The sequence below is a fragment of the Selenomonas sp. CM52 genome (assembly GCF_000292955.1).
Taxonomy (GTDB): domain Bacteria; phylum Bacillota; class Negativicutes; order Selenomonadales; family Selenomonadaceae; genus Selenomonas.
In genome coordinates this window covers 171535-178196 of sequence record NZ_ALNM01000020.1, presented here as the reverse complement: position 1 = coordinate 178196, position 6662 = coordinate 171535, and the positions used below count along the sequence as shown (strand labels likewise).

Below are 6662 nucleotides of genomic sequence, written 5' to 3'. Positions count from 1 at the left end.
CTTCGACGCCGAAGTTTTTGCACAGCGCCTCCAAACCGCCGCTGAATCCCGCACCAACGGCGCTGAACTTCCACTCGCCCTTGTAGCGGTACAGCTCGCCGACGACGATTGCCGTCTCCACGGAGAGGCCCTGCCCGAGATCGTAGCGCAGAAGCTCCGCGCCGCTCGCCGCATCGAGAACGCGGACGTACGCGCCCGCGACCTGGGAGAAATTCTGCCGCCTGGCGTCCGCATCGTAGATCGTCGCCGTCACGGCGATTTTTTCGATGGACGCGGGAACGGCGGCGAGATCGACGCGCACCTGCTGCTTGTCGCCGCCCGAAGGCGCAGCGATATGCTCGACCGCACCCGACGCATGACGCGCGTTGCCGTAGAACACGAAGTCCGCATCGCCCGCGACTTTTCCCCCCGCGCCGAGCAAAAACGCCGCCGTGTCGAGATCGATGGCAGAATTCGCCTGCCAGCCCATGCCGACGAGCACGCTCCGAAGCCCCGCGTTGTTCTTCGTCAGATCGGCTTTCTGTCCCTTGCTGATGTTCATACCCATGCTTTTCCCTCCCGTAGAGTATAGAAATCACGGATAAATTCAGCCACCCATCTTCACACATCCGGACGACCTCATTTTATCAGCGCTTCCTATAGAGCGGCGGCGTCGATGCTCTCCACCGACGCCGCCTTGCAAATATTGAATTACGCCTTGCCTGCGATCATCTTGCGCAGCAGATCGATCGGCACGATCGTCACCGCCATGCCGAGCACGAACGCCCACTCCGTGAGCGTCAGACCGTAGCAATGCAGGATCTCGCCGCCGAGGTACGTCATGGCGACCTGAATGACGACAATCAGGCCCATGACGCGCAGGAAGCCCGGATTGTGCGAAATATTGTCAAAGAGATTCTTCGAGTCGGTGCGTGCGTTGAACGCATTGAACACCGCCATGAAGATGAAGAACGCGAAGTAGCCCGTCAACAGGTAGTGATTCGCCTCGTCGGGGCGGAAGTATGCGTGCGCCGCGCCGCTCATGAGGAAGTAGAGACTCAGCGCGAAGCACCAAAGAGAGCCGACGCCGATGGAAGACACCATGTACTTGCTGATGATGCTTTCATCGCGCTGCTTGGGCTTCTCGTCCATGAAGCGGCGCAGAGCCGGCTCGCCGCCGAAGGCAAGCGCCGCGAGCGTATCCATGACGAGGTTGATCCAGAGGAACTGCGTGATGGAAAGCGGCGTCTCCATGCCGAGAAGGGGCGCGACGAAAGAAATCATGACAGCGGCGACGTTGATCGTCAGCTGGAACACGATGAATTTCCTTATGCTGTTGTAGATCGTGCGCCCGTAAAGGATCGCACGCGCGAGCGACTTGAAGTTGTCGTCGAGGATGACGATATCGCTCGCCTCCTTCGCGACCTCCGTGCCGCTTCCCATGGCGAAGCCGACGTCCGCCTTCTTCAAGGCAGGCGAGTCGTTGACGCCGTCGCCTGTCATGCCGACGACGAGGTTCATCTCCTGCGCGAGGCGCACGAGGCGGCTCTTGTCGGTCGGAAGCGCACGCGCCACGACGCGAAGGCGCGGCAGAAGCTCCTTGACCGCAGCGTCGTCGAGCGCGGCAAGCTCGTCGCTCGTCATCGCGACATCGTCATCACGCGAGAGAAGACCCGCTTCCCTCGCGATGGCGCTCGCCGTGTCCTGGCGGTCACCCGTAATCATGACGACCTGCACGCCCGCACTGTGCACGCGGCGGATCGCCTCGACGGACTCGGGACGCACCTCATCGCGGATGCCGACCGCACCGACGAAGACGAGGCCGCTCGCTGGAAGCGTACCGTCCGCAGGAATCGCACCCTCGTAGACGGCGAGCGCCAGCACGCGGATGGCACGCGCCGCAAGAGCGTCGATGCAGTCCGTGATCGCCGCCCTATTCGTCAGCGGCTTCTTCTCGCCGTTCGCATCGTAATACGAGTCGCAGAGCGCGAGGATCTTCTCGGGTGCGCCCTTCGCCAAGGTCACGCTGTACTCGCCTGCGACCTCGGACAAAGAATACTTGTTCTTGCTGTTAAACGGCACGGCGTTCTTGACCTTCTCGTCCATCTCCGCGCTGTCTGCCGCGACGAAGCCGAAGATCGCACGCTCCGTCGCATTGCCGCCGACGACCTCCCTGCCGTTGATGACGGCGCTCGTATTGTAGCGCACGCTGAGGTTCACGAGTTTCTTGAGTCCCGCGCCCAGCTCGCTGTAAGCGGCATACTGCGTGCCTGCACCATCGACGAAAGCGACGGCTTCGAGCTGTCCCTTCGTGATCGTGCCCGTCTTGTCACTGAAAAGGAGGTTCAAGCTGCCCGCCGTCTCGATGCCCGAGATCTTCCGCACGAGCACGTTGTCCTTGAGCATCTTGCCCATGTTCTGCGCCGAGACGATGGCGATCATCAGCGGCAGACCCTCGGGCACGGCGACGACGATGATGATGACGGCGAGCATGACCGCGTCGACGAGGTCATGCGCGACGACGAGCCAGTTCGAACAGTACGCTATGATACGCGCCATATCGAAGTCGTTGTGGATGACGAGGCGCTGAAACATGAAGGCGATGGCGATCGCCACGCCGCCGATGTAGCCGAAGTTGCTGATCTGATGCGCGAGGTTCGAGAGCTTCACCTTCAAGGGCGTGTCGCGATCCTCGTCCGCCTGCAGTTCGCCCGCGATCTTGCCGTAGAACGTCTTGTCGCCGAGCGTCGTCGTGCGCATCACGGCATTGCCGCCGCAGACGACGGAGCCGCGGAACACCTTGTGCGGGTGGAGGAAGTCCGAGCTTTTCTCCGCTTCCTTGTCGTCCTCTGGAGCCTGCGTCTTCGCCGCTTCCTTCGCCTCGCCGTTCAATACCGACTGATCGACCTGAATCGAGCCGTCGCAAACGACGCCGTCTGCCGGGATCTTGTCGCCCGTCTGCAGCAGCACAAAATCGCCCATGACGATCTCGTCGATGGGAATCTCCGTCAGCGTGCCGTTGCGGTACACCTTACACTTAATCAGCGACGCTTCCTCCTGCAGCTTCTGGAACGCATTCTCGTTCTGGTACTCCGAATACGTCGCGACCGTCGTCGCGAGGATCACGGCGAGCGCAATGCCCACGGACTCATACCATGCGACCTGCCCAAGGATCGCGAAGACGACGTTGATGGCGAGCGCCACGCAGAGAATCTTGATGATCGGATCGTCAAAGCTCCCCTTGAGCTTCTCCCAGAAGCCCTCGCCCTTCTGCTCCGTGATACCGTTCGTACCGTGCCGCTCGCGCGACGCGCGCACCTCTTCATCTGTCAAACCTTGAATCTTCATATAATCTCTCCTCATCAAAATAAAGACAGTCGATATTATTGTACTATGAAAGCCCAAGAAGTCAAGCCCAAAGGGCGCAGACCGATTGGCTAGGTTTCTGGTAAGGGCGGCGCACAATGTCCACAAAGTGGACGTTTGTGCGTGTAGTTTGTAAAGATCATCCCATCAAAGCCAGCCTCTCACCCTTTGACGAGCGCCGCATACTTCGCCCGCTCCGCCGCCGGAATCTGCAGCACATCCATCGCCTTGTCGAGCGAAACGCCCATGTTTTTCATCATGTTGCCGAGAGAAAGCGCCAAGCCCTTTTCCACGCCCTGCGACAAGCCTTGCGACAAGCCCTCTTGTCTGCCCAAGCGCAAGCCCTTTTCCAGAGCCTCCTCGGCTCGTACTTCCAAGGCACGTTCTTGATCCCATACGAAATTCAGCATGTCGAAAACCTCCTGGCAGGGAAGCACTAAATTTCATGATTCTCCATATATTGCATCAATAATTCTGTGATATTCTCCCAGTCTTCCTCCGAGATGATTCCTAATTTCTTCCGAAAATCCGAAACAGGGACAACGATTGTCTTTGAAATGCGCGCTGTCGATGAATGGTCAAGCGGTATTTCCTTCCAATCAAACACCTCAATGTCATATTCGTCCCTCGCAAAGGTCGACGTAAATGGTACAGACATAACGACTGCTTTCTCTTCATTGACATCAATCACAAGAACGGGGCGATATTTCCCTCTCCCTGGCTTATCTTCATAGCCCACCCATGCAGACCAGACTTCCTTAGCCTCAACGTGCCGCAATGCATTCCGCTCCTTCGGGATCGAAGTTACGCGACCGCGCGGTTCCCTCGGCATCTTTCATCCATGGATCATCCGAAGGAACGAGACAATGCCCCTCGGCATCATGTTTGCAGTTTGCATAAGCTATTTTATATAGCTTGTCTCGATTTTCTTCCATAAATTTCTTGAAATCACGCATGGATTCCACCTCCCACTTGTTTTCATTATAGCAAAAAACGCACCAAAAAAGAACCCCCGCGAATGCGGGGGTTCTTGCATCACCGCGCCGAAGCACGATACTTTTCGACTTCTTAGAAGAAGTACTCAAGGGTGCCGTAGTAGGTATGCGCCTTGGCATCATTGCTAAGCTGTCTGCCATTGAAGTACTTGAGCGTGCCGACAACATTCTTCGCGAACGTGTAGTCGCCGCCAACTTCCCAGCCTTTGTGGTCGCCATCAATAGCATCAAAGGTCGGCTCAAGGGCAACATTGGAACCGAGGCGACGATAAGCGACGAAGAGACCAAAGCTGTGCATGTTCTCCGGCTCAGCACCCCTGTAGGCAAGCTCGACATTCCAAGCCTTGTTCGAATCTCCGTTGTCGTCCGACGTGTTCTTCCAATAGCCCGCGCTCAGAGCAGCGGTATCGGCGAACTTATACTGTGCACCAAGACCCCAGATATGGCTGTAATCACTGTCAGTTGCAGGCATATGAGCTACACGATAGTACTCTGCAGCGGCATGGAACTCCTTGGTAGGATCCACATTGAGCTTCACGCCCTGCATGTTGCGGTAAACGTTAACGCCATTCTCTTCCTTCTTGTGGCGGCCAGCGAGCACCGTGCCCGAGAACTTCTGACCTTCGCCAACCGTGACGCTGGCGCCCGTAAGGTTATCATCGAATACAACGCCCTGCTCGGAGAGGTAGGGAATCCGACCGGCATTGATGTCCGTGATGCCATAGTGACCGGCAACATAGGCACGCTTGAGCGTAACCTTACCGTCCTTGCCCTCATCCTTCTCAGGATTCCAGTCTGCATCGAGACGAGCCTTGACCTTCCAATGGTCGTTGACCGTAGCCGTCGGCTCAAGACGGAACCTAAGCCTGTTGGTATCGGTCTCCGTAGTCGGCTCATTCGTTACACGCTTGTACTCATACTGCAACTTGCCCGTCCACTTGACGTTGTCGATGCGGCTCTCGAGGTTCGAGACGCGGACGCCGAGGTTGTTGAGCTCTTCGCTGAACTCAGCGGCGAGGCGGTCGATCATGGCCTTCTGCTGTGCATTGACCTGGTCTTCCTTCGCCATGGCCTTCGCGACCATCTGCGCCATCTCGTAACGCGTGATCTCGTTCTGGCCGCGGTACGTGCCGTCGCCGTAGCCCTCGATGACGCCGTCATCGGCGAGCTGGGCTACTGCATCGTATGCCCAATGGTCGGCAGGAACATCGCTGAACGGGTTCGCCGCAGCGAACGTCGTCGAGGCTGCACCGACGACAAGAGCCGTCGTGAGCGCTGCTGTGAGAGTCTTCTTCATGAGAAACTCCTCCTTTAAGATAGATAGAAATTTGGCTTTGAACCAAAGTTCCAAGGAGGCTTCCTCTGAGTGTCCATGTTTCCTCAAGCTCGACCTCACTCGTTCCCTCGGTTCGTGAGACTAGAATAGCACAGCTCGAAGGAAAACGCAAATAAAAAAATCATGAATGATGAAATAGGGGTTTTCGTCCTAAGGATAGTGGAATATGCGCCTTCGAGTCTAGGAACGCTGAGCATACCGCGCATGGGTGCAAGGCTCAGCGAAGATGCTGCGCACAAAATTCTGCTGCTGTCAAAATTTCCACGAACTGATAACGTCCAACCTCCAATAAGTCTTTGTCACCACTGACAACGTACAGCGCTTTTGCATCGACTGCACAGGAGATAAACTTATCATCATCCGGATCGCGGCTGACTTCCACCTTCGTGAACGAATCAATCATTTTCAAACCGCCAATAAAAGGCTTTAATATATCACGACGAAGATGCCCCTGTTTTCGTCGGATCATTTCATCGACGATTTCTTCATACTCGTCTACAATCTCCAGCGTCGCACAGGCATAGAGTCCATTCTTACCGACAGACTCTATCACCTTGCGCGGATAGCCGCCGAAGAACGTACCCGATATGACCACATTCGTATCAATGACAATTCTCATGGACGCTTTCTCTTTCTGACTTCCTTGATGATATCATCGACATCCGATTCCTGATAGCCAACCGATGCGGCCCATTCCCGCGCCTCATCGAGTCGTTCTGCAAAATCTTGATCAGACGAATTTGCGATGGGCTTCAAGACGATCCCATCCTCGGAAGCATAGGCTACCAACTTTGCTCCGCTTTCAATCGAGAGCTTCCTGCACATTTCACTCGGAAGGCTCACCTGTCCATTCGGCAATACCGTCAATACCACCGCACCCATATTCCCACCTCCGCAAACTACACGCACAAACGTCCACTTTGTGGCCAAAAGTGCGCCACCCTTAATGAAAGTTCGCCAATCAGCCTGCACCTTTGGCTTGACTT

The 6662-nt window shown here is 56.3% G+C and carries 8 protein-coding genes; all 8 read right to left on the bottom strand.

The window, feature by feature from the left end; translation table 11 throughout:
- The coding region (locus tag HMPREF1153_RS05170; protein WP_009645819.1) for a TerD family protein at positions 1-547 on the bottom strand (547 nt) is incomplete at its 3' end.
- Between the two features lie 143 nt (positions 548-690).
- Positions 691-3327, bottom strand: a complete 2637-nt coding sequence (locus tag HMPREF1153_RS05165) for a calcium-translocating P-type ATPase, PMCA-type (protein ID WP_009645832.1) — start codon at positions 3325-3327, stop codon at positions 691-693.
- A gap of 179 nt (positions 3328-3506) precedes the next feature.
- The gene (locus tag HMPREF1153_RS05160) at positions 3507-3755 is read right to left on the bottom strand and encodes a hypothetical protein (RefSeq protein ID WP_009645858.1); all 249 of its coding nucleotides are present in this window, start codon (positions 3753-3755) and stop codon (positions 3507-3509) included.
- Between the two features lie 26 nt (positions 3756-3781).
- Positions 3782-4177, bottom strand: a complete 396-nt coding sequence (locus tag HMPREF1153_RS12290) for a type II toxin-antitoxin system PemK/MazF family toxin (RefSeq protein ID WP_083847468.1) — start codon at positions 4175-4177, stop codon at positions 3782-3784.
- Positions 4110-4301 carry a hypothetical protein gene (locus HMPREF1153_RS05150; RefSeq protein WP_009645784.1) on the bottom strand — a complete coding sequence of 64 codons (192 nt, stop codon included), beginning with the start codon at positions 4299-4301 and terminating at the stop codon, positions 4110-4112. The genes HMPREF1153_RS12290 and HMPREF1153_RS05150 overlap by 68 nt, the downstream gene beginning before the upstream one ends.
- 112 nt (positions 4302-4413) lie before the next feature.
- Positions 4414-5637, bottom strand: coding sequence for a porin (locus tag HMPREF1153_RS05145; protein WP_037369893.1), 1224 nt, complete (start codon positions 5635-5637; stop codon positions 4414-4416).
- 256 nt (positions 5638-5893) lie between these two features.
- Complete coding sequence (locus HMPREF1153_RS05140) at positions 5894-6295, bottom strand: putative toxin-antitoxin system toxin component, PIN family (protein WP_009645885.1); 402 nt, start codon at positions 6293-6295, stop codon at positions 5894-5896.
- Positions 6292-6558 (bottom strand): AbrB/MazE/SpoVT family DNA-binding domain-containing protein, encoded by a 267-nt coding sequence (locus HMPREF1153_RS05135; protein WP_009645745.1) that lies wholly within the window; start codon positions 6556-6558, stop codon positions 6292-6294. Before HMPREF1153_RS05135 ends, HMPREF1153_RS05140 begins: the two co-directional genes overlap by 4 nt.
- Positions 6559-6662 lie beyond the last annotated feature (104 nt).

Excerpts from the sequence above, each read along its gene's own strand:
- HMPREF1153_RS05145 (WP_037369893.1), bottom strand. The coding sequence starts at position 5,637 with ATGAAGAAGACTCTCACAGCAGCGCTCACGACGGCTCTTGTCGTCGGT.
- HMPREF1153_RS05140 (WP_009645885.1), bottom strand. The coding sequence starts at position 6,295 with ATGAGAATTGTCATTGATACGAATGTGGTCATATCGGGTACGTTCTTC.
- HMPREF1153_RS05150 (WP_009645784.1), bottom strand. The coding sequence starts at position 4,301 with ATGCGTGATTTCAAGAAATTTATGGAAGAAAATCGAGACAAGCTATAT.
- HMPREF1153_RS05160 (WP_009645858.1), bottom strand. The coding sequence starts at position 3,755 with ATGCTGAATTTCGTATGGGATCAAGAACGTGCCTTGGAAGTACGAGCC.
- HMPREF1153_RS05135 (WP_009645745.1), bottom strand. The coding sequence starts at position 6,558 with ATGGGTGCGGTGGTATTGACGGTATTGCCGAATGGACAGGTGAGCCTT.
- HMPREF1153_RS12290 (WP_083847468.1), bottom strand. The coding sequence starts at position 4,177 with ATGCCGAGGGAACCGCGCGGTCGCGTAACTTCGATCCCGAAGGAGCGG.
- HMPREF1153_RS05165 (WP_009645832.1), bottom strand. The coding sequence starts at position 3,327 with ATGAAGATTCAAGGTTTGACAGATGAAGAGGTGCGCGCGTCGCGCGAG.